The following is a 20,599-nucleotide window of genomic DNA, read 5'->3' on the forward strand; positions in this document are numbered from 1 at the left end:
GCGAACCGATGAAGATCAAGCTGGACCGCACGCTGTGTGACGGGTTCGGGATCTGCGCCAAACATGCCCCGGAGTACTTCTCGCTCGACGACTGGGGATACGCCTCGCTGATCGGTGATGGAACGGTGGCCGAAGCGGACCGGGACGCGGTGATGCGGGCGCTGCTGGACTGCCCCGTGCACGCGATCATCGAGTTGCGCGCCAAGAAGAAGACCAACGGCGTTGCGGTGCCCGGCCCGGCCGACTCGACGCGCGCGTCGGCGCCCGAGAATGTCGGGAGCTGACGTGGACATTCCCGGTCGTCCGCTGCCGCAACTGACCCCGCTGAACGAGTTCTTCTGGACCTCCGGCGCGGCTGGTCGCCTGCGCATCCAGTGCTGCAAGAGCTGCGACTCGCTGATCCATCCGCCCGCGCCGGTCTGCCGGTACTGCCGTCAGACCGACATGGGCGTCACCGAAGTGTCGGGCAAGGCCACCGTGGCGGGACTGAGCGTCAACCACCGGTTCGGGTTCCCTGATCTGCCACCGCCGTACGTGGTGGCCGAGGTCGCGCTGCTCGAGGATCCCCGGGTCCGGTTGACCACCAATCTGGTCGGCGCGGAGCCCGATGCGTTCGCCATCGGCCAGCCCGTCGAGGTGGAGTTCGCCCAGGCCGACGATGTGTGGCTCCCGTTGTTCCGGCCCGCGTCCGACCCCGACGCTCCGACCGCGCTGCCGACCGATCCGATCCCGCCGGACCAGTTCGCCACCCACGTGCGTCCGATGCTGACCACCGAGAAGTTCGAGGACCGCTCCGCGATCACCGGCATCGGGATGTCGAAAATCGGTCGACGCCAGATGGTTCCGCCGCTGGCGCTGACCATCGACGCCTGCACGCAGGCGGTCGCGGACGCCGGGCTGACCTTCGACGACATCGACGGCCTGTCCACCTACCCGGGTCTGGACATGGCCGGCATGGGCGAGGGAGGCGTCAGCGCGCTCGAAGGCGCCCTCGGCCTGAAGCCCACCTGGATCAACGGCGGAATGGACACCTTCGGCCCGGGCGGGTCGGTCATCGCGGCCATGATGGCCGTCGCGACCGGGATGGCGCGCCACGTGTTGTGTTTCCGCACGTTGTGGGAGGCGACGTTCGGTCAACTGATGAAGGAGGGGAAGATGTCCCCTCCGATGGGCAAGCGCACCAGCAGTTGGCAGCATCCGTTCGGTGCGACTTCGGCGGCCCATGTGTTGGCGCAGAACGCCAGTCGGCACTTCGACCGCTACGGCACCACGCGCGAGACCCTCGGGTGGATCGCACTGAACCAGCGCGCCAACGCCGCGCTGAACCCGACCGCGATCTATCGCGATCCGATGACCATGGACGACTACCTGTCCGCGCGGATGATCACCACTCCGTTCGGTCTCTATGACTGCGACGTCCCGTGTGACGGCGCGGTCGCGGTAGTGGTGTCGGCGATCGACGCTGCAGAGGACCTGCCACACACACCGGTGCGTTTCGAGGCGGTGGGCACCCAGATCATCGAGCGCCTCGACTGGGACCAGACCACCCTGACCCACGAACCGCAGGTGCTGGGGCAGTCGGCGCATCTGTGGTCACGGACCTCGTTGCGCGCCAAGGATGTCGACGTTGCCGAACTCTACGACGGGTTCACCTTCAACTGCCTGTCCTGGTTGGAGGCGCTGGGCTTCTGCGGTATCGGTGAAGCCAAGGACTTCCTCGACGGCGGCAAGGCCATCGCACGGGACGGGGTCATTCCGCTGAACACCCACGGCGGTCAGTTGTCCCACGGCCGCACCCACGGCATGGGTCTGATCCACGAGGCCGTCACGCAGCTGCGAGGCGATGGAGGGGAACGTCAGGTGTCCGACGCGCGAGTCGCCGTGGTCAGCAGCGGCGGGCTGACCCCGAGCGGTGTCCTGCTGTTGCGGACGGACGCGTGACGGCGGTCCATCCACGTCCGCGCGTCGTCCTGGTCGACGGCGTGCCGATGTCCGCGCTCGTGGCGGCGGCGCCCGAGCCGCGTGCGGTGCTTGTCGCGGTCCACGGCGGGGCGACGTCGTCGATCTATTTCGACTGCCCTGGACATCCGCGGCTGTCGCTGTTGCGGGCTGCCGCAGCAGCCGGTGTCACCGCGATCGCCCTGGACCGTCCCGGATATGGTGCCTCGGCACTGCATCAGCAGGAGTTCACCGATCCGGACCGCCGCGTCGAATTCGCTTTCGGCGCCGTGGACAAGATGACCTCGGGGACCGAGCGCGGAGCGGGATTGTTCCTGCTCGGGCATTCCGCCGGGTGCGAACTCGCGGTGCGTATGGCGGTCGGTGACCGCCGTGACGAGATCGTGGGCCTGTCCCTGGCCGGTACCGGTCTGCGGTACTGCCCCGAGGCATGGGCGATCATCAAGGACGCGACGGTGAACTCGCGGCCAGGTGGCTTACGCGATCTGCTGTGGGAGCCCACCCGTCTGTATCCGCCGGAGGTGCTCACCGGCGGGCTGTCGGCTCCCGGTGTGCCCTATGAGGCGAACGTGACCGCGCACTGGGCGCGGCGCGATTTCCCGGAGCTGGCCCGCCGGGTCGAGGTACCCGTGCAGTTCAGCGTCGCCGAACATGAGCGGGTCTGGGAATCCGGCCCCGCCGCCAACGCCGACATCCTCGCGTTGTTCAGTTCCGCGCCCGGCGTCGTACTCAACGAAATGCCCGACAGCGGACACAATCTCAGCGTCGGGCTGTCGGCGCACACCTATCACCAGCGCGTGCTGGCGTATCTCGACGAATGCCTCGCTGCATCCGGCGGCGAGCGCGACGACACAGAAGTGGAGGCCGGTTGATGCGGGTCGGATTCATCGGGTTGGGCAGCCAGGGCGGGCCGATGGCGCGGCGCATCGCCGAGGGCGGCTTCGAGACCACCCTGTGGGCGCGTCGCGCCGCGAGCCTGGAACCCTACGCCGACACGCCGGCCAAGTCGGCGTCGACGCCGGCTGAGCTGGGTGCGGCCAGCGACCTGGTCTGCCTGTGCGTGGTCGGTGACGACGACGTGCGCGAGGTGCTCTATGGCGACACCGGGGTGCTGGCCGGGATGGCCGAGGGCGGCATCGTCGCGATCCACAGCACCGTCCATCCCGACACCTGCCGCGAGATCGCTGACAGGGCCGCCGCGCAAGGGGTCTCGGTCATCGACGCGCCGGTCAGCGGCGGCGGCCCGGCCGTCGAACAGGGCACGCTTCTCGTGATGGTCGGCGGTGACGAGGAGGTGGCCGAGCGCTGCCGCCCGGTGTTCGCGACCTACGCCGACCCGATCGTGTACCTGGGTCCGCTCGGCAGCGGACAGAACACCAAGATCCTCAACAACCTCCTGTTCAGCGCCAATTTGGGGAGCGCCGTGAGCACCCTCGAACTCGGTGAAGCACTCGGCATCCCCCGCGACAAGCTGGTCGAGGTGCTCAATCGCGGCTCGGCCACCAGCAAGGCGGTCGGCAGCATCTCGATGTTCGGCGGCACGCTCGACGGATTGGCGCCGATCGCCGGGGCGCTGCTGCAAAAGGACGTCCGGCATGCGGCCAGCCTCGCCGCCACGGCGTCGGCGCCCGAAGGGGCGGTGTTCACCGCCGCCGACGCCGCGCTGATCGCCATGGACCACAGGCGATGAGCGCTCGCGCGAAGAGAAAAGAAAGACCGTGACGCGCGTCGGTTTCGTCGGCGCGGGCCGCATGGGCTCCCCCATGGTCGAACGCCTCGTCAAGGCGGGTTACGACGTCCGGGTGCTCGGGCGCAGCAGCGAGAAGCGGAGCGCCGCCGAGGAATTGGGTGCCACCGCGGTGGCCGACGTGGGTGCCGTGGCCGGTGGCGCCGATGTCGTCGTGGTGTGCGTGTTCTCCGACGACCAGGTGCGCGAGGTCTGCCTCGACGACGGTCTCCTGCGCGCGATGGCCCCGGGCTCGACGCTGGTCGTACACACGACCGGAAGTCCGCGCACCGTCGAGGCGCTCGCTGCGCAGGCACCGGGCATCTCGGTGATCGACGCGCCGGTGAGCGGCGGGCCGCACGACATCGCCGCGGGCCAGATCACGCTGTTCGTCGGCGGTGACGACGCCGCCGTCGACCGGGTGCGACCCGTCCTTGCCGCGTACGGCGATCCGATTCTGCACACTGGTCGGCTGGGTTCGGGCCAGTGGGTGAAGCTGCTCAACAACACGCTGCTGACTGCGCAATTGGGGTTGTTGCGCGAGGCCGCGGCCTTCGGTGCGCGGGTCGGCGTGGAGGAGGCGGGACTGATCAGCGCGGTCCGCAAGGGCAGCGGCTCGAGCAGGGCCGCCGAGATGGTCGGTGCGCGCGGGTCCGGGTCCGTCAGCGAGTTCGTCACGTCGATCAGCGAGTTCCTCGGCAAGGACGTCGCCGTGATCCGCGCGGTGGCCGCCGAAACCGGCAACGACCTCGGCGTACTGGAGAGTCTGCTCGACAGGGCGCTCGGCAGCGACTGAATCGCAGCGTTCGGATGTCGAATGTGACGGTGCTGACACAGCAAAACTGATAGCGTTACAAGTGATTCGTTTCTCGTAAAGCATCCGGCCAGCCCGCCGCGACGGAGGAAATCATGACCGCTCCTGAACTCCGCTTCGATCCCGTCTCTCAGGACTATTTCGACAATCCGTATGAGATCTATCAGCGGATGCGCGACGAGGCTCCGGTTTACTACGACGCGGAACTGGATTTCTACGCGCTGACCCGGCACGCCGACGTGGCAGCGGCGCTGAAAGACCACGAGGCGTTCTCGTCGTCGCGGGGTTGCGACCTGGCGATGATCCGCTCCGAAGAGGGTCCGGTGAAGTCGATCATCTTCATGGACCCGCCCGAGCACCGCCACATGCGCAGCTTGCTGAACAAGGCATTCACCCCGCGCGCCATCCAGTCCCAGCGCGAGACCATCACCGAGCTCGTCGAGCAGTACCTCGCTCAGGTCGACCCGGACAATTTCGACGTCGTGCAGGACTTCTCCGGTCCGTTCCCCGTCGAGGTGATCACCCGCATGGCCGGCGTGCCGGAGGACTTCCGCCAGCAGGTCCGGACGTGGATCGACACCAGCCTGGAGCGCAAGCCCGGCCAACTCGGCCTCTCGGAAGAGAACATGCAGGCCAACATCGACTCCGGGATGTACTACTACGGCCTGGTCCAAGAACGTCGGCAGAACCCGCAGGACGACATGATCAGCCGCCTGATCGCCGCCGAGATCCCCGGCGAGGACGGCCGGATGCGCAAGCTCGACGACCTCGAGATCACCGGCTTCACCACGCTGCTCGGCGGCGCCGGGGCCGAGACCGTCACCAAGCTCGTCGGCAGTGCGGTCGTGGAGTTCGCCCGCCATCCCGAGCAGTGGCAGATGCTGCTCGACGACCGCAGCCTGGTCCCGGCCGCCGTCGAGGAGCTGCTGCGCTACGTCGGCCCGGTGCAGTACAACGTGCGGTACACCGTCAAGGAAGCGCACGTGCCCAGCGGCACCATCCCGGCGCACAAGCCGGTGTTCCTGATGAAGGCCGCCGCCAACCGCGACCCCCGCGCGTTCGACAACGCCGAGACCTTCGACATCACCCGTGACCGCACCCAGGCGCAGAACCTCGGCCTCGGTTACGGCATCCACAGCTGTCTGGGCGCCGCGCTGGCCCGCTTGGAGACCCAGATCGCGCTCGAGCATCTGCTTGATTTCATGCCCCGCTACGAGGTCGACTTCGACGGCCTCGAGAGGGTGCACATGCAGAACGTCGCCGGCTATCACCATGTCCCGGTGCGCGTTCTGCGATGACTGAGGGCGCGAAGAGGAAGGCGGTGCAGTGACTCGGAAAATCGTCGTCGACTTCGGCCTCTGTGAGGCCAACGGCGTCTGCATGGGCATCATCCCCGAGGTGTTCGACCTCGACGAAGACGACTACCTGCATGTGCTGCAGGAGGAAGTCACCCCCGAAAACGAGGAACAGGTCCAAGAAGCTGTGCGTCAGTGCCCACGACAAGCGATCGCGATAGAAGACGAATGACCTCGACCGAGCTCGTCTTCGACCCGTTCTCGGAAGAATTCTTCAACGGTCCCTGGGAGATCTACCGGCGGATGCGGGCAGAAGCACCGGTGTACTACAACGCCGAGTACGACTTCTACGCCCTGTCTCGGCACGAGGACGTCGCGGCGGCCTACAAGGACTTCGAGACGTACTCTTCGGCGTACGGACTGGACCTTGCGACGGTGCGTTCCGACGAGCCGATGCCGGCGAAGATGATCATCATGATGGATCCGCCTGAGCATCGGCAGATGCGCAGCCTGGTCAACAAGGTGTTCACCCCGCGGGCCATCGAGGCGCTGCGGCCCATGGCCACCGCGACCATCGACCGCTACCTCTCGCAGGTCAACCCGGACGCGTTCGACGTCGTCCAGGATTTCTCCGCGCTGTTCCCGGTGCAGGTGATCACCCAGATGCTGGGCGTGCCCGAGGAGTACCGGCAGCAGGTCGGTGAGTGGGTGGACACGTCGCTGGCCCGCGAACCTGGCCAGATCGACATGTCCGAGGCGGGCATGCAGGCCGTCGGCGAACTGATGGGGTTGTACTACAACATCATCCAGCAGCGCCGGGCCGAACCTCGCGACGACATGTTCAGCAGGCTCATTGCCGCGGAGGTCACGCGCGAGGACGGCGAGACGGAATCGCTGGACGATTTCGAGATCGCAGGATTCGCAACACTTCTCGGCGGGGCCGGGGCCGAAACTGTCACCAAGCTGATCGGCAACGCGACCGTGACGTTCGCCCGCCACCCCGAGCAGTGGCAGAAGTTGCTCGACGATCGCAGCAGGATTCCCGCGGCGGTCGAGGAATTGCTGCGCTACGAAGCGCCCAACCAGTACAACGTCCGGAGATCGATGAGGGATGTCGAGCTGCACGGCGTCACCATTCCGGAGGGCAAGCCGGTGTTCCTGCTCGCCGGCTCGGCCAACCGCGATCCCGACGCCTTCACCGACGCTGACACCTTCGACATCGACCGCGACCGCACCGAGGCGCAGAATCTGGGGTTCGGTTACGGCGTGCACAGCTGTCTGGGTGCCGCACTGGCCCGGATGGAGAGCGCGATCGCGCTCGAGCGGTTGCTCGATTTCATGCCCCGCTACGAGGTGCAATGGGACGGGTGCCGCCGCGTCGCCGCGCAGAACGTCGCCGGCTGGTCGCATGTGCCCGTCCGGGTGATCCGGTAGCACCTTCGTGCGGTTCGTGTTCGTGCACGGCGGTTTTCACGCCGCCTGGTGCTGGGGGCCGGCCATCGCGGCGCTGGAGTCGTTGGGTCACAACGCTGTCGCGGTGGATCTCCCCGGGCACGGGGCACGGCTGCACGAGGAGTCGACGCTGGCCAACCGCCGCGACACGATCACCGAAGCTCTGACCGACGTCACGCCGGCGCGCAGCGTGCTGGTCGGCCACTCCGGCGGCGGTTTCGACGCCACGCTGGCCGCCGACGCGCGTCCGGATCTGGTGCAGCACATCGTCTATCTGGCCGCCGCACTCCCCCGGGAGGGGCGCACCTATCCCGAGGCGATGGCCATGCGTGACGACAACGAGAGTCTCGGCGACGACTTCGATGGTGATGTCGGAGAGATGTTGGGCTACCTACAGTTCGACGAGGACGGCGCGATGCGGTTCGCCGACTTCGAGGGCGCGTGGAAGTATTTCTATCACGACTGCGACGAGGCGACGGCGCGTTGGGCCTTCGACCGGCTCGGCCCGGAACGGTTCGGCGACACCACCGTGACGCCGGTGTCGGTCCCCCGCTTCTGGGAAGCCGACCTGCCCCGCAGTTTCATTGTGTGCGAACAGGATCGGTCGATGCCGCGTTGGCTGGCCGACACGGTGGCCCGACGCCTCGGGGTCGAGCAGCTGTCGATCGACGCGTCGCACTCGCCGTTCCTGTCGCGACCGCGGGAGCTGGCCGAGCTGCTGGTGCACGCGACGACCACCACCCCGGTGGCCCCGCTGTCCCCGTACTGATCGCCTTGCACCGCGAGCGCGCGTGTCTGTCCCCCGACGCGCCGTCTCAGATCAGCATTGTGCGCGCGCTCGCCGACGACGAGCGCGCGCACAAAGTTCAGAGACCCGCGACGATCACCCCGTGGCACTCCGCGGCGGCCTGGCGCAGCTTCGCCGCGGCCTGATATTCCTCGGAGTAGTACCACTCTTTGGCGGCCTCGACAGATTCGAACTCCAACAGCACCGTCTGGGTACCATGCCACTGTCCTTCGAGAGCCTCGGCGGGCGGACCGAATGCCAGGATCTTCGCATTGCTCATCGTCTTGCTCGCCAGCTTGGCGTACTCGCCCATCCCGGCGGGATCCTTGATGTCCTCGGTGATGATCACATAGGCCTTGGCCACAGTTGTGTCTCCTGCTCTCAATCGATTTCGCGGATCGCGCGCTCGGGACAGTTGTCGATCGCCTCGCGCGCGGCGTTCTCGAGACCGGCGGGTACCGTCTCGGGGTCGGCGACGGCCCAACCGTCGTCGGTCATCTGGAACACCTCGGGACACAACGTGAGACACATCCCGTGACCGGCGCACCGATCCTCGTCGACAATCACCTTCATCGAACGTCGAACTCCAGGTGCAGTTCGGTCAGGCCGCGCAGGATGTACGTCGGGATGTAGTCGTAACGCCGGTTGCCGGCCGGGCCGTGCTTGCTGTCGGAGATGCGGATGTCGGTGGTCCGGTCGAGCAGACGCTCCAGCCCCACCCGAGTCTCGGCACGCGCCAGCGGCGCGCCCGGGCAGCTGTGGATACCGCGCCCGAAGGCCAGGTGCTGACGTGCGTTCTTGCGCTCCGGATCGAACGTGTCGGGATCCTCGAAGCGCCGCGGATCGCGGTTCGCCGCACCGTTGATCACCATCACCGTGCAACCGGCGGGCAGTTCCTGATCCCCCACGGTGGTGGGCACCCGCGACAACCGGAAGTCGCCCTTGACGGGACTCTCGATACGCAGGCACTCCTCGATGAAGTTGGGCAGCAGGCTGCGGTCCGCGCGCAGCTTGGCCTGGACGTCCGGGTTGTCGCCCATCACCTTCAACGCCGTGGAGAGCAGCCGCACGGTGGTCTCCTGCCCGGCCGAGAAGACGTTGGTGGCCACGCGGACGACGTCGCCGACGTCCGGGGTGGTGCCGTCCGGGAAGGTTGCGGTGGCCAAACCGGTGAGTACGTCGTCGCGGGGATTGGCGCGGCGGTCTTCGACGTATTCGGCGAACACCTCGTAGAGGTATTCCAACGGCGTCTTGGTCAGCGCCTTGTCCGCATTGCCCAGGCCGCTGCCGTGCGTACCGCGTGCCAGCCGTTCCAGCAGTTCGGCGCGGTCTTCGTCGGGCACGCCGAGCAGGTCGGCGATCACCCGCAGCGTGAACGGGCCGGCGAAGCCTTTGATGAACTCGCCTTCGCCGGGCGCGAGGAAGTCGTCGAGGATCTCGTCGGCCAGGTGCCACATCGCGTCCTCGTTCTCCTTGAGGCGCTTGGGCGTCAGCAGCCGCATCAACAGGGCGCGGTGGTTGGTGTGAGTGGGCGGATCGAGCGTGGGCAGCTGGTCGCTGAAGGGGATCTCGTCGCGGTGCTGCTTGATCAGCTCGGTGACATCGTCACCTTCCAGCGGTACCGGGAACCCGGGGAACGGGCCCGTCACCGAGATGCACGACGAGAAGGTCTCCGCGTCGTTGTAGACGTCGACGGCCTCTTGCCAGCCGGTCACCATCGTGACGCCGTAATGGTCCTCCTTGGCCACCGGGCACTTGTTGCGCAGCGCTTCGTAGAACGTGTACGGGTCGTCGGTCAGGCGACTGTCCCTGAAGAAGTCCACCGTGGTGAGGTCTTCAGCCATGCTCGCTCCGTTCGCCGGTCTCACTGTATGAGAACGGGATTCTCATCTTTGGGTATCAGGTTTTCATACCGGTCGCGCAACGTCAACGAGGGTCCAGGTCATGCGTGTTCGGGCTGCACCGCCAATACATTCACCGCGACCGCCAGCGACTGATAGCAGCCGACAGTGAACAGCAGATCGAGCACCTGACGTTCGTCGAAGTGCTGCCGCAACGCGGCCCAGGTCGCGTCACCGAGGGTGTGGGTGCGATCGATCTCGTCGACCGCCCGTACGACGAGCCGGTCGACCTCGTCGGCGCCGTCCCCGGCGCGCACGAGGTCGATGTCCGCAGTGCTCAACCCCGCTCGCTCGGCTATCGGGATGTGGTGGTCCCACAGGTACTCACAGTCACGGTGCTGCACTGCTCGCAGCACCGCGACTTCACGGATCCGCGGCGACAGCGTCGAGTTCAGCAGCAGATGTGCGTTGAAGTGTAGATAGCCCTGCGCCAGCTCCGGATGCCGCAGAAGTGTCCCCAGCACGTTGCCGGCATCATGCGGGTTGCGCCGCTGCTCGGGAAGCAACGGGCTCAGCGCGTCGCGGACGGCGTCGTCCCACAGCTCGTCCGGCAGCGGAGTCAGGCGCGGCTCAGCCGGCTCGTTCACTGGATCGGTTCGTCGCCAAGCACTGTGGTGCGCAACATCTCTCGCGGCGAGTCCTCGGCGTACGGTGCTGCCCGGTGCAGTACCCCGCGGTTGTCCCAGATGACGGTGTCGCCGACTGACCACGTGTGGCTGTAGACCTTGTCGGGTGTGGTGGCCCGGTCGAGCAGCTCGGCCAGTAGCGCCCGCCCCTCGTCGAGATCCATGCCGACGACGTAGTCGGCCGACGCGCCGAGCACCAGAGACTTGCGGCCGCTGCGGTGGGTCCAGACCAACGGGTGCTCGTGCGTGGGACGCGACCGCCACCGCGCCAATTGCTCCGGTGTCGGGTCCGGTGTGACGCGGCGCTGCGACGCCTCCAGCGAGTGCACCACGCGAAGGCTCGCGAACCGCTCCTTCTCGTCCTCGGTCAGATGTTCGTACGCCGCATAGGAACTCGCGAACTCGGTCTCGCCGCCACTGGAGGCCACCTGCTTGGCCGACAGCACGGTGGCCATCTGCGGATACTCATCCCCGGTCGGTGTGCACCCGTCGATGTGCCAGTCGAACGTCGCACGCAGGTATGCGGCCGAAGCGTTCTTGGTCTTGTCCAGCGTGACCGGGTAGATCCCGGCGACCGGATGATGACCGTCCGAGGAGTGGTCGATATCCCCGAGCCGGCGGCAGAACTCCACCTGCGCAGCGGGATCGAGGTGCAGCTCGGGCAGCACCAGCACGCCGTTGTCCTCCAGCGCCTCGAGAAGGGCGTCCCCGAGGGTCGCGTCGGTGCCCAGTCGGCTCGGGTCCAGCCCGACGATCTCGGCGCCGACCGACGCGGTGAGCTTGTTCACGGTCAGAACGGTCATGGCGGCTTCTTTCTCAGGGCACCGGCGCGCTGACGCGGTCGATGACGGCGTCAGCGGAGTCGGCGGGTTTCTGGGTGCCGAAGACCTCGACGGCCATCGACACCATGATCATCGAGTAGACGAGATGCAGGAGGTTCAGAACGTCCTCCGGCAGCTCGTCGAGGGGGAACTTGTCGCAGTAGTCGATGGCTTCCTCGAACCGCGGCGTGAATGCGTCGTAGAAGTCGTGGATGTCTTGCATCGGAGTGGCCATCCGCATCTGCCACCGCTCGGGCTCGGTTGCAAGACACCACTTCTCGGCGAAACGCTCGTATTCGGCGAACGCACTCGGTAAGCGCTGATGAGCGCTCGCGCGAAGAACATTCGAGTGCGGTGAGTCGGTCACGGTCACACCCCCACCGGCCGGCGCTCGTTCTGGTACTCGTCGACCCACTTGACGGCCTCGTGGTGCAGGTGGCGCACCAGGATCTCCTGGTCGTTGAGCGGGTAGTCGTCGACGATTGGCTCACCCAGGCCGTACTCCAACGCGGCTTGGGTGCCGCCGAGCATGCCGGCGTCCTGCAGCGCGAACTCCTTGAGCACCACCGAGGCGACCTCGTGTTCGACGCGTTCGCGCACGGTACGCGCGGGGTGGAAAGCGTTGTACGCCTCGAACTTGTGGGTGTTGTGCGACGTCGGCCAGTACCGGTAAAGCAGGTACCAGCCGTGGTAGATGAGGATCTCCAGATTGGGGAAGATCTGGAAGTTGGTGATCCCCCACGGTTCGATACCACCGGGGTTCAGGCCGGCCGACTGGTGGGTCTCCGGTGTGCGCCACGGCCCCACCAGGCCGCTGCGCGTGGCACGTTCGACCGGATACATGTATTCCGGCGCCAACAACCAGCGGCGGGTGCCCGCGGTGGAGACCAGGCGGTGGGGCCCGTCGATCTGGAAGTGTCCGCACTCGAAGGACGCGTTGGGCTGCCGCACCTCGCTGGGCACCTGCTGACTGTGTAGCGACGGGACGTGGTAGTACTCCTGGAACGCGTCTGCGAAGACCTTCCAGTTGCTGTTGTTGTGCGCTTTGAACTCGTAGCGCTCGGTCATCAACTCGAACGGGTAGTCGTCGAGCGCGGTGATCATCGGCCCGAGGAACTCGCGCAGCGTCTGCCGTGGCTCGCGGTCGAAGTTGATGAAGATGAACCCGTTCCACACGTCGCAGTGCACCGGCGCCAGGCCGTATTTCTCGTTGTCCAGATCGAAGAACTCACCGGGCTGTTGGACGAAGGTCAGCCCACCGTCGAGGCCGTAGCGCCAGCCGTGGTACTTGCAGGTGAACTGGCGGCAGACGCCTTTGACCTCTTCGTTGGGGAACTCGTTCCACACCAGCTTGTTCCCGCGGTGCCGGCAGATGTTGTGGAAGGCTCGAATCTGCTGATCGCGGCCACGCACCACGATCACCGAGGTCCTGGCAACCTCGATCTCCTTGGTGAAGTAGCTTCCGACACGCGGAACCTCCTCCACCCGACCGACGTTCAGCCAGGCACGCTTGAAGATCGCTTCGCGCTCGAGTTCGTAGAACTCCGGCGAGGTCGAGTCCCGGAACGAGATCGGCCCGGTGCCCAGTTCCGGATAGTGCTCGGTCCAGCTGCCCTCAGCGGGCTTCGGCCACTTACCCATCTGAATCTCCCTGTCGTCGTGCGCTGTTGATGTCTGTCATCCCAATGATTCGTTCCGCCACGTCATCCCAATGATTCGTTCCGCCACGTCATCCCAATGATTCGTTCCGCCACGTCATCCCATGACACTTCCACCATTGACACCGAGTGTCTGGCCGGTGATGAATCCTGCTTCCTCGGAGCACAGGAAGCCGACGGCTGCGGCGATGTCGTCGCCGGTGCCGAGATGCCCGACCGGGATGCTCGCCGCCATCTGTTCGTTGGGCGGCAGGAACCCGGCAAGCTGCGACTGATGCTGCATCGGGGTCTCGATGCCCGAGGGCGGGATGTTGTTGACGGTGATGCCCGCCGGTCCGTACTCGCGTGCCAGGGAACGAGTGAACGAGATCAGCCCGCCCTTCGAGGCGGCGTAGTGCGCCATGCCGGGAGAGCCCCGCTGCGCGCTCGATGACGAGATCATCACGATGCGACCCCAACCGGCCTCCAGCATGTCGGGGATCGCGGCCTGCGCACAGTGGAACGTTCCGTTGAGGTTGACGTCGATGAGGCGCTGCCAGGTCTCCGGCGTGATCTCCAAGAACGGTGCGAAATCGACCAGTCCGGCGCTGGTGACGAGGATGTGCACCGGCCCCAGCTCGGTGCGCACCTTGGCGAAGGCTTCGTCGACAGCGGGCCGGTCGACGACGTCGACGGCGATACCCAGAGCGGTGATCCCGTCGCCACGCAACTCCTCGGCGACCCGTTGGGCGGCGTCACCGTTGAGGTCGAGCACGGCGACCTTGTGTCCGCGCCTGCCGAGCTCACGGCAACTGGCTTCACCCATGCCGGATGCGCCTCCGGTCACGACCGCCACCCGCGACAGCGGGGAATCACTGGGCATCTGGGCCGCTCCTATTCGTAGATCATGTGCACTCGGGGGCTGGTCGGCAGTGCCTGGCAAGACACCACCCAGCCTTCGGCCACCTCGTCGTCGTCGAGCGCGTCGTTGTTGAGCATGCGTGCGCTGCCGTCGACGATGCGCGCCATACATGTTCCGCACGAACCTGTCTCGCAGGAGTACGGCGCCTTCAGCCCTGCCGACCGCGCGGTCTGCAGCAGCGTGTCCCCTTTGCGGTAGGTCGCCGTGGTCTTTGTGCGGTTCAGTTCGATGACGACTTCTTCGGTGTCCTGGGTGCCGACTGCACCGGCTGGGATCTCGGCCACCGTGAACCGCTCCAGGTGCAGACGGTCTTTGGTCACGCCGCCGGCCAGCAGCGTCTTCTCCACGGTGTCCATGAACGGCGCAGGCCCACAGATGTAGAAGTGCCCGGCGCCCCTGTGGCCGGCGTCGCCGGCGAAGGACTCGATGGCCTCCGAGGTGACCACTCCGGCGTCCTCGTCGAAGTGGTGACGCACGGTCAGGCGGCCAGGGTGCGCGTCGACCAAGTGGTCGAGCAGGTCGGAGAAGATCACCGAGCCGCGAGCGCGGTTGGCGTAGAACAGCTTCACGGTCCGGTCGGAGTCGGCGAGCACCGTGCGCACAAGCGACATGATCGGGGTGATTCCGCTGCCGCCGGCGAAGGCGATGAGTGGCTCGGAGGCCGAAACACCCTCGTCGAGAACGAATTTCCCTTCGGGTGGCGCGGCATGCAGATGGTCACCTTCGGCGGCGGTGTCGTTGAGCCAGTTGGACACCACGCCGCCGGGGTCGCGTTTGATCGTGATGCGCAGTTCGTCCTCGAGCGGTGCCGACGACATGGAGTAACAGCGCCGCAGGTCGCGCCCTTCGACACTGACCCGCAAGGTCAGGAACTGTCCGGCTTTGTAGTGGAAGCGGTGCGAGCACGTCTCGGGCACGTCGAGCACCAGGGAGACGGCATCGCTGGTCTCCCGCACCACGCGCTTGATGCGAAGTGGTGCGAACCCGTCGGCGGTGAGGTCGGCCATCGTCGACCACATTATCAAGTACTTGTCATGAGTATCAAGTACTTGTCACTACCTCCCCCGAACTTGCATTCCACGCGCGTCAAGTGCGCATTTGACGCACGTGGAATGCAAGTTCGGCGGGTCAGGGGTCGACGTGGTCGGCGTAGAGCTGGTGCCCGGTGCCCTGCTCGACCACGCGGCCGAGGAGGTCGCGCAACGTCTGTTGTTCTGCTTTCGTGAGAACGCCGAACACCTTGTCGTGCGCGGAGATCGCGTCGTGGACGACGGCCGCGGCGGTGGCGCGTCCCTGATCGGTCAGGAACGCCTGCAGGATGCGTCCGTGAGCGGGATTCTGCTTGCGCTCCACGAGCCCGCGTTTCTCCAGCGCGGTCAGCGCCAACTGCACACCCTGCGGGCTGATCAGCAGTCGGCGGGCCAGTTCGGCGCCTGAGAGCCCCGGCTCGTTGGACAACTGGCGCAGCACACCGATCTGCGCGGTACTCACCCCGTGCTCGCTGACCGCCTCGTTCACGCTGGTCAGCGAGAAGTAAAAGGCCTGCTTGAGCAGCCACAAGATGTTGTCGGTGAGCTCGATGCCGGCCCTGTCGTGCGCCTCCATGCGGTTGACGCTAGTCCTGGTCTACCGACCCGCGCTTGACTACCTCTCCGTCCTTCATCACGAAGCGCACGTCGAGGGTGGCGGCGATGTCGCGCGACGGATCCCCGCCCACTGCGATGATGTCGGCGAGGTAGCCGTCGGCGAGGCGGCCGAGTTCGTCGTCGGCCTCGATCAGTTCCGCGCTGGTCACCGTCGCTGCACGCAGCGCCTGCATCGGTGTCATCCCGCGCGCGACTAGTGCGCACAGCTCCTTGGCGTTCTGCCCGTGCGGCACCGCGGGAGCGTCTGTGCCGCAGGCGATCCGAACACCGGCGTCAATCGCCTTGGGCAGCATTGCCTGCGCCTGCGGGAACACCACTTCGGCCTTCTTGCGCAGCTCCGGCGCGATCCGGTCGATCGCCATGGCCTCGGTCAGGTACGTGGTCGACACCAGGAAGGTGCCGTGGTCGACCATCATCTGGATGGTGTCGTCGCTGGCGAGGAAGCCGTGCTCGATGCAGTCGATTCCCGCGCGGATGCAGGCGCGGATCGCGCTGTCGCCCACCGCATGGGCGGCCACGCGCACGCCGGCGCGGTGTGCCTCGTCGGCGATCGCGGCGAACTCCTCGTCGGAGTACTGCTGCGCGCCCGGCGCGGTGCTGTGCGACATAACCCCGCCCGAGGCCGAGACCTTGATCAGCTTCGCGCCGTGGCGGATCTGGTAGCGCACACAGGCCCGCACATCGTCGACGCCGTTGGCAATGCCCTCGGCCACCGAGAGCGGCATGATGCCGGGCGCCAGCCGCTGGAACACCGTCGGATCCAGATGACCGCCGTACGGGGTCACCGCGTGCCCGGCGGGATAGATGCGCGGCCCGACGTGCCAGCCCTGCTCGATCGCGCGCTGCAACGCCACGTCGAGCAGATAGCCGCCGGTCTTGACCATCAGGCCGAGGTTGCGCACCGTCGTGAAGCCCGCCTCGACCGTCGTGCGCGCGTTCACCGCGGCCCGCAGCGTGCGGTACACCGGGTCGTCCTGCACGCCGTGCATCGGGCTGGGCAGACCCTCCGGGCCCCCCGGCCCGCCGATGAGCAGGTTGAGCTCCATGTCCATCAGACCGGGCAGCAGCGTCACGTCACCCAGATCGATGACCTCCGCCGGATCCTCCGGCAGCACATCGGGATTCACCGCTTGGATCCGGTTGCCGACGACGACGATGGCGGCCGGTGAGCGCACTTCTCCCGCGTCGATGTCGACCCACCGCGCGGCGCGGATGACGGTCGTCGTCACGGCACCGGTTCGGCGTCGCAGTCCAGCGACGTCGCCCCGGAATCGGGGACCTTGGGCTGCTTCCAGCACTCGACGGGGAACGACACCTGGATCATCGAGTACAGCAGGCGCATCAGGTTCAGCACGTCGTCGGGCAGATCGTCGAGCGCGAACTTGTCGCAGTAGGCGATCGCCTCCTCGGCGCGCGGGGTGATCGCGTCGTAGAACGCCTGCATCTCGCGCATGGAGCTGTTCAGCCGCTTGCCATACCGTTCGGCTTCGGTGGCCAGGCACCAGTCGGAGAACTGTTCGAGGTCGGCGAATTCCGGCGGTAGCTTCGCGGTCGTCGTTGCGTCCACGGTCACACTCCCTGTCCGACCTGCTCGGTCTTGCGCTGGTAGTCGTCGACCCAGGCCGCGGTTTCGGTGTGCAGGTGCCGGATCAGGACTTCCTGGTCGCACAGTACGAAGTCATCCAGCACGCGTGACTCGATCATCGACTGGGTCGCTTCGAGCGTGTTCGCGTCCTGCAGTCCGTATTCCTTGAACGACACCGCCGCCAACTCCTGGGCGATGCGTTCTCGCGGCGTGCGCGGCTGGGGGAAGTAGATCGTGCCCTCGAAGATGTGGGTGTTGTGCGACGTCGGCCAGTAGTGGTAGGTCAGGTACCAGCCCTGGCCCCAGAACAGGATCACGAAGTTGGGGAACAGCTGGAACGAATCCAGGCCCCACGGATCGCATTTCGCCGGGTTCAGACCCTTCGGCATCTCCCCCAGATCCGGCTTGTCCCATGGCCCGAACAGACCGCTCTGGCAGATGTCCTCGATCGGCTTGCGCATCTCGTCGGCCATCTCCCAGGCGCGCACGCCGGACGTGCTGACCAGCCGGTGCGGGCCCTCGATGCGATAGTGCGGCGCCTCGAAGCCCGCCTCGGCCGCGGCCTTGGAGTACGCCGTCGGCGACTGGTTCGCATGCAGCACGGGCGCGTGATAGAACTCCTGGAACGCGTCCATGTAGAGCTTCCAGTTGGCCTTGACCTCGGAGCGGTAGTGGAACCGCGAGGTCATCTTGTCGAACGGATAGCCCTCGAGATCGGTGATCATCGGGCCGAGGAACTCGCGCAGCGACTGTTCGGGCTGCTTGGCGAAGTTGACGAAGATGAAGCCTTCCCAGACCTCGCAGTGCACCGGCACCAGTCCGTAGCGGCTCTTGTCGAGATCGAAGAACTCGCCTTCCTGCTGCACGAACGTCAGGTTGCCGTCGAGGTCGTAGCGCCACGCGTGGTACTTGCAGGTGAACTGCCGGCACACCCCGCTGGTCTCCTCCAGCGGCATCTCGTTCCACACCAGCTTGTTGCCGCGGTGGCGGCAGATGTTGTGGTAGGCCTTGACCTCACCGCTGGTGGTGCGCACGACGATGATCGACGTGTTGACGACCTTGAGTTCCTTGGTGAAGTAGCTGCCCTTGCGCGGGATCAGCTCGACCCGGCCGACGTTGAGCCAGGCGCGCTGGAACACGGCCTTGCGCTCGACCTCGTAGAACTCGGGATTGATGGAGTCCTCGTAGGACACCGGACCGGTCCCCAGTTGCGGGTAATGCTCGGTCCAGCTGCCTTCCGGCGGTTTTGGGAACCGGGCCATGACATCTCCTCCTCGGTTGGGCCGACCAGGCTGCTGCGCCGCGCGTCCGGGGCAAACCACCACGCCCAGCGGCCTTTTCACCGAATCGCGGCAGCCGGCACCTTCGACCGTATATGCTCGTCGGAGCAATCACAAGTAGTTGATATTCCCCCCGGATCGCGGACGGAGGACGACCAGTTGCGTCACGACGAGCTGTTCATCGGCGGTAGATGGCAGGCACCGAGCAGCAACGGACGCATCGAGGTCATCTCGCCGCACACCGAGACGCCGATCGCGTCGGTCGCTGCGGCCGCACCCGCCGACGTGGATCTCGCGGTGGCGGCAGCGCGGACAGCGTTCGATACGGGTCCGTGGCCGCGCACCGACCCCGCCGAGCGCATCGCGGTGCTGCGCCGCCTGGGCGAGCGTTACGGCCAACGCCGCGCCGAGATGGCCGACGTCATCACCGCCGAGATCGGCGCACCGACCAGCTTCGCCAAGCGTGCCCAGGTCGCGCTGCCATGGTCGCTGATCGACGCGTTCTGCGACCTGGCCGAGACGTACCCGTGGCAGGAAGTCCGTCCGGGCCGGTACGGCGCCGACATCCGCGTCGTGCGTGAACCGGTCGGCGTGGTGGCCGCGATCGTGCCCTGGAACATGCCGCAGTTCCTCACCGTCACGAAGCTGGTGCCCGCGCTCCTGGCCGGGTGCACTGTGGTGCTCAAGCCGGCACCCGAATCACCGCTCGACGCGCTGCTGCTCGCCGAGATCCTCGACGAGGTCGGTCTGCCGCCCGGCGTGGTGAACGTGGTCCCCGGTGACGGGACGATCGGCGAGTACCTCGTGCGCCACCCCGGCGTAAACAAGGTTTCTTTCACCGGATCCACGTCCGCCGGTAAGGCGGTGGCGGCCGCGTGCGCGACGGATCTGAAGCGGGTGAGCCTGGAGCTGGGCGGGAAGTCGGCCGCCATCGTGCTCGACGACGCGGACCCGGCCGCCGTGGCGACGGCGGTGCGCTCGGCCAGCCTGTCCAACAGTGGTCAGATCTGTAATGCGTTGACGCGCATCCTGGTTCCGCGGTCGCGTGCGGGCGAGTTCACCGATGCCCTGGTTGCCGAGGTGGGCGCGTTGGTGGTCGGTGACCCCACCGATGCGGACACCCAGATGGGCCCGCTGGTGGCGCAGCGCCAGCAGCAGCGTGTGACCGGCTACCTGGAGCAGGGGATCCGAGACGGGGCGCGGGTCGCGCTCGGCGGGACCGGGATGCCCGACGGGATCGACCGCGGTTGGTATGTGAAGCCCACCGTTTTCGACCATGCCGACAACTCGATGGCCATCGCACGGGAGGAGATTTTCGGTCCGGTGCTGACGGTGATCGCCTATGGCGGCGTCGAGGAGGCGATCGGGATCGCCAACGATTCGGACTATGGCCTGGCCGGTTCGGTGTTCACCGCCGACGACGAACGCGGGCTGCAGGTGGCCTCGGCCGTGCGCACCGGCACGCTCGGTGTGAACCAGGGCTATCCGATGGATCCGTTCGCACCCTTCGGCGGGGTGAAGGCCAGCGGCTACGGGCGCGAGCTCGGCCCGGAGGGCATCGACGGCTACACCGAGACGAAATCGATTGCAGTGGCGGCGCGTTAGCCGCTCTCGTCCTCGATTCCGAACGTCTCGATCGCCATGGCCAGGGTCGCGTAGCCACCAGCGGTGAACACGAGGTCCATCAGCTGCCGTTCGTCGAGATGCACTGCAAGTTCGCCCCACACCGGGTCGGAGATCACGCTGCGGGCGTGTAGCTCGTCGACGGCAGCCACGACAGCCGAATCCAACCGGTCGGGCACCTCTCCGGACCTGACCGCATCGAGGTCCTCGTCGGTCAGCCCGGCACGGCGGGCCAGCGGCACGTGGTGGTCCCACAGGTAGTCCGACTTCCGCACCACGGCCGTGCGCAGCACGATCGTCTCGGTGACTCGTTTGGACAATGTCGTCGTCATCAGCAGGTGCACGTTGAACGTGAGGTAGGCCTTGGTCAGCCGGGGATGACGCGCGAACGTGCCCAGCATGTTGCCGACCAGGTCCGGTTGTGCCCGCTCCCTGGGCATCATCACCGACAGCGCGTCGACGACGTCGTCGTTCCACTGGTCGGCGGGCAGAGGCGTCAGTCTCACGTCAGGCAGATCCGCTGTC

General features: G+C 66.6%; 23 protein-coding genes and 1 pseudogene. 10 read left to right on the forward strand and 14 right to left on the reverse strand.

Features of this window, described 5'->3' with window-relative positions:
- The first annotated feature begins 8 nt into the window (after nucleotides 1-8).
- The 9 genes and pseudogenes from ACQI46_RS14740 to ACQI46_RS14780 all read left to right on the forward strand — a co-directional run bounded on the left by ACQI46_RS14740 (nucleotide 9) and on the right by ACQI46_RS14780 (nucleotide 8,015).
- Complete coding sequence (locus tag ACQI46_RS14740; protein ID WP_427094799.1) at nucleotides 9-284, forward strand: ferredoxin; 276 nt, start codon at nucleotides 9-11, stop codon at nucleotides 282-284.
- A gap of 1 nt (nucleotide 285) precedes the next feature.
- Nucleotides 286-1,941: a thiolase C-terminal domain-containing protein gene (locus ACQI46_RS14745; RefSeq protein WP_427094743.1), complete on the forward strand. Its 1,656-nt coding sequence runs from the start codon at nucleotides 286-288 to the stop codon at nucleotides 1,939-1,941.
- Nucleotides 1,938-2,831 (forward strand): alpha/beta fold hydrolase, encoded by an 894-nt coding sequence (locus ACQI46_RS14750; protein WP_427094744.1) that lies wholly within the window; start codon nucleotides 1,938-1,940, stop codon nucleotides 2,829-2,831. Before ACQI46_RS14745 ends, ACQI46_RS14750 begins: the two co-directional genes overlap by 4 nt.
- A complete protein-coding gene (locus ACQI46_RS14755; RefSeq protein ID WP_427094745.1) occupies nucleotides 2,831-3,649 on the forward strand; it encodes an NAD(P)-dependent oxidoreductase in 819 nt (272 codons plus the stop codon). The genes ACQI46_RS14750 and ACQI46_RS14755 overlap by 1 nt, the downstream gene beginning before the upstream one ends.
- Before the next feature lie 10 nt (nucleotides 3,650-3,659).
- Nucleotides 3,660-4,481: pseudogene (locus ACQI46_RS14760) on the forward strand (NAD(P)-dependent oxidoreductase); the annotation flags it as partial.
- A gap of 113 nt (nucleotides 4,482-4,594) precedes the next feature.
- Entirely contained in the window at nucleotides 4,595-5,797 is a 1,203-nt protein-coding gene (locus ACQI46_RS14765) for a cytochrome P450 (protein WP_427094746.1), read from the forward strand.
- A 28-nt stretch (nucleotides 5,798-5,825) separates the two neighbouring features.
- Nucleotides 5,826-6,026: a ferredoxin gene (locus tag ACQI46_RS14770; RefSeq protein ID WP_427094747.1), complete on the forward strand. Its 201-nt coding sequence runs from the start codon at nucleotides 5,826-5,828 to the stop codon at nucleotides 6,024-6,026.
- Complete coding sequence (locus tag ACQI46_RS14775; protein ID WP_427094748.1) at nucleotides 6,023-7,228, forward strand: cytochrome P450; 1,206 nt, start codon at nucleotides 6,023-6,025, stop codon at nucleotides 7,226-7,228. The genes ACQI46_RS14770 and ACQI46_RS14775 overlap by 4 nt, the downstream gene beginning before the upstream one ends.
- Before the next feature lie 7 nt (nucleotides 7,229-7,235).
- A complete protein-coding gene (locus ACQI46_RS14780; RefSeq protein ID WP_427094749.1) occupies nucleotides 7,236-8,015 on the forward strand; it encodes an alpha/beta fold hydrolase in 780 nt (259 codons plus the stop codon).
- Nucleotides 8,016-8,112: 97 nt separating this feature from the next.
- On the opposite strand, the gene ACQI46_RS14785 is transcribed toward ACQI46_RS14780, so the two are convergent.
- The 13 genes from ACQI46_RS14785 to ACQI46_RS14845 all read right to left on the reverse strand — a co-directional run bounded on the left by ACQI46_RS14785 (nucleotide 8,113) and on the right by ACQI46_RS14845 (nucleotide 18,433).
- Nucleotides 8,113-8,397 carry a DUF1330 domain-containing protein gene (locus ACQI46_RS14785; RefSeq protein ID WP_427094750.1) on the reverse strand — a complete coding sequence of 95 codons (285 nt, stop codon included), beginning with the start codon at nucleotides 8,395-8,397 and terminating at the stop codon, nucleotides 8,113-8,115.
- A gap of 17 nt (nucleotides 8,398-8,414) precedes the next feature.
- Nucleotides 8,415-8,606 carry a ferredoxin gene (locus ACQI46_RS14790; RefSeq protein ID WP_427094751.1) on the reverse strand — a complete coding sequence of 64 codons (192 nt, stop codon included), beginning with the start codon at nucleotides 8,604-8,606 and terminating at the stop codon, nucleotides 8,415-8,417.
- Nucleotides 8,603-9,877 (reverse strand): cytochrome P450, encoded by a 1,275-nt coding sequence (locus ACQI46_RS14795; RefSeq protein WP_427094752.1) that lies wholly within the window; start codon nucleotides 9,875-9,877, stop codon nucleotides 8,603-8,605. Before ACQI46_RS14795 ends, ACQI46_RS14790 begins: the two co-directional genes overlap by 4 nt.
- 98 nt (nucleotides 9,878-9,975) lie before the next feature.
- Nucleotides 9,976-10,521: a carboxymuconolactone decarboxylase family protein gene (locus tag ACQI46_RS14800; protein WP_427094753.1), complete on the reverse strand. Its 546-nt coding sequence runs from the start codon at nucleotides 10,519-10,521 to the stop codon at nucleotides 9,976-9,978.
- The gene (locus tag ACQI46_RS14805; protein ID WP_427094754.1) at nucleotides 10,518-11,363 is read right to left on the reverse strand and encodes a TauD/TfdA dioxygenase family protein; all 846 of its coding nucleotides are present in this window, start codon (nucleotides 11,361-11,363) and stop codon (nucleotides 10,518-10,520) included. The genes ACQI46_RS14800 and ACQI46_RS14805 overlap by 4 nt, the downstream gene beginning before the upstream one ends.
- Nucleotides 11,364-11,376: 13 nt before the next feature.
- The gene (locus ACQI46_RS14810; RefSeq protein ID WP_427094755.1) at nucleotides 11,377-11,748 is read right to left on the reverse strand and encodes a hypothetical protein; all 372 of its coding nucleotides are present in this window, start codon (nucleotides 11,746-11,748) and stop codon (nucleotides 11,377-11,379) included.
- 2 nt (nucleotides 11,749-11,750) lie between these two features.
- Nucleotides 11,751-13,022 (reverse strand): aromatic ring-hydroxylating oxygenase subunit alpha, encoded by a 1,272-nt coding sequence (locus ACQI46_RS14815; protein WP_427094756.1) that lies wholly within the window; start codon nucleotides 13,020-13,022, stop codon nucleotides 11,751-11,753.
- Between the two features lie 114 nt (nucleotides 13,023-13,136).
- Nucleotides 13,137-13,883: an SDR family NAD(P)-dependent oxidoreductase gene (locus tag ACQI46_RS14820; protein ID WP_427094800.1), complete on the reverse strand. Its 747-nt coding sequence runs from the start codon at nucleotides 13,881-13,883 to the stop codon at nucleotides 13,137-13,139.
- Nucleotides 13,884-13,912: 29 nt separating this feature from the next.
- The gene (locus ACQI46_RS14825) at nucleotides 13,913-14,947 is read right to left on the reverse strand and encodes a 2Fe-2S iron-sulfur cluster-binding protein (RefSeq protein ID WP_427094757.1); all 1,035 of its coding nucleotides are present in this window, start codon (nucleotides 14,945-14,947) and stop codon (nucleotides 13,913-13,915) included.
- A gap of 121 nt (nucleotides 14,948-15,068) precedes the next feature.
- Nucleotides 15,069-15,521, reverse strand: coding sequence for a MarR family winged helix-turn-helix transcriptional regulator (locus ACQI46_RS14830; RefSeq protein ID WP_427094801.1), 453 nt, complete (start codon nucleotides 15,519-15,521; stop codon nucleotides 15,069-15,071).
- A 34-nt stretch (nucleotides 15,522-15,555) separates the two neighbouring features.
- Nucleotides 15,556-16,815, reverse strand: coding sequence for an amidohydrolase family protein (locus ACQI46_RS14835; RefSeq protein WP_427094758.1), 1,260 nt, complete (start codon nucleotides 16,813-16,815; stop codon nucleotides 15,556-15,558).
- A complete protein-coding gene (locus tag ACQI46_RS14840) occupies nucleotides 16,812-17,159 on the reverse strand; it encodes a hypothetical protein (RefSeq protein ID WP_427094759.1) in 348 nt (115 codons plus the stop codon). The genes ACQI46_RS14835 and ACQI46_RS14840 overlap by 4 nt, the downstream gene beginning before the upstream one ends.
- Nucleotides 17,156-18,433, reverse strand: coding sequence for an aromatic ring-hydroxylating oxygenase subunit alpha (locus ACQI46_RS14845; RefSeq protein ID WP_427094760.1), 1,278 nt, complete (start codon nucleotides 18,431-18,433; stop codon nucleotides 17,156-17,158). The genes ACQI46_RS14840 and ACQI46_RS14845 overlap by 4 nt, the downstream gene beginning before the upstream one ends.
- A 177-nt stretch (nucleotides 18,434-18,610) precedes the next feature.
- Between ACQI46_RS14845 and ACQI46_RS14850 the strand changes: the two genes are divergently transcribed.
- Nucleotides 18,611-20,056: an aldehyde dehydrogenase gene (locus ACQI46_RS14850; RefSeq protein WP_427094761.1), complete on the forward strand. Its 1,446-nt coding sequence runs from the start codon at nucleotides 18,611-18,613 to the stop codon at nucleotides 20,054-20,056.
- On the opposite strand, the gene ACQI46_RS14855 is transcribed toward ACQI46_RS14850, so the two are convergent.
- Entirely contained in the window at nucleotides 20,053-20,580 is a 528-nt protein-coding gene (locus tag ACQI46_RS14855; protein WP_427094762.1) for a carboxymuconolactone decarboxylase family protein, read from the reverse strand. The genes ACQI46_RS14850 and ACQI46_RS14855 overlap by 4 nt on opposite strands.
- Nucleotides 20,581-20,599 lie beyond the last annotated feature (19 nt).

The sequence above is a fragment of the Mycobacterium sp. SMC-4 genome, assembly GCF_050205565.1.
Taxonomy (GTDB): domain Bacteria; phylum Actinomycetota; class Actinomycetes; order Mycobacteriales; family Mycobacteriaceae; genus Mycobacterium.